We start from the raw sequence: 1,014 nt of genomic DNA on the forward strand, positions 1-1,014 counted from the left end.
CGGGCCGGCGTCCATCGCAAGCGTTTCCGCCGCCGTAGCCGCTGGACGTCGGCTCGGAGTAGCGCTCGTCCTTGATACCCAGCGTTCGCATGTCGATGCCACATGGCTCCGTGATATGGAACGCACCGGGATCGATGGCTTCGTCGTCACCACCAACATCGATCTCGGTGTTGGAAGCAACCACCCCCTCGACACAGCCCGAACAATTCGCAGCCGCAGCCAACTTCCCGTCGCCGTCTCCGGCGGATTCAGCGCCACCGACGACGAACTCACCAGCAGCCCCGACTGGGATATCGCGATCATCGGCCGAAGTATCGCCGATGCAGTCGCCCCGGCCGACCTCACATATCAACTGACCAGCATCGTACGAAAGATTCACACGCAGGAGCGTCCATGAACGTCACTTCCCTCAGCGTCGAGTACATCAACGAAGTTCACGACCTCATGGAACTCGGCGAACCCTTCATTCGCGCCCGCGGGATGTCCGACTACTGGCTGTACGCCGAACTGTTCTCCTCAACCTGCCCCATCATGATCGACGAAACCAACACCCTCACCGGCGTGGTGATCGCGTTCCGCAGCCAGGACAACCCAGCAGAGGTGTATATCCAAGACGTCATGATCCATCCGGACCATCGGCAGCAAGGCATCGCTCGCGCGTTGCTGAAAAGCGTGCACGCTCAAGCCGAAAAATGGGGTTGCGAACGGATTTACCTGACATCTGAACCGGGAAATCGAGCGGCGCACGCTACTTGGATCACCCTCGGCTATGTCAACGTCCCCGGCGACCACGAGATCGACGGTGTTTCGGTCACCACCGATTACAAGGGGCCGGGTCGTAGCCGCGCGGTCTACGAATTCAACGTGGGCTAAAGCCGTCAGACCGCAGGTCACAGGCAACCCTCGGGTCGCCGTTGCATTGTTGTGGGCCACTAGGTGTACTGACCTGAGAGGTTAGGAACGCGGCTGGCTGGTGGGTGTCCACCGAGTGCTGTGTGGCCGCGGTGGTGATTG

General features: G+C 60.6%; 1 protein-coding gene and 1 pseudogene. Both read left to right on the top strand.

Annotated features, from left to right (window positions below):
• Positions 1 to 397, top strand: a pseudogene (locus tag ACGF5C_RS35365) (hypothetical protein); the annotation flags it as partial.
• Positions 394 to 873: a GNAT family N-acetyltransferase gene (locus tag ACGF5C_RS35370; RefSeq protein WP_064909894.1), complete on the top strand. Its 480-nt coding sequence runs from the start codon at positions 394 to 396 to the stop codon at positions 871 to 873. The pseudogene ACGF5C_RS35365 and the gene ACGF5C_RS35370, both read left to right, overlap by 4 nt.
• Positions 874 to 1,014 lie beyond the last annotated feature (141 nt).

This window comes from Micromonospora sp. NPDC047620 (genome assembly GCF_043205005.1).
Lineage (GTDB): Bacteria > Actinomycetota > Actinomycetes > Mycobacteriales > Micromonosporaceae > Micromonospora.

Excerpts from the sequence above, each read along its gene's own strand:
- ACGF5C_RS35370 (WP_064909894.1), top strand. The coding sequence starts at position 394 with ATGAACGTCACTTCCCTCAGCGTCGAGTACATCAACGAAGTTCACGAC.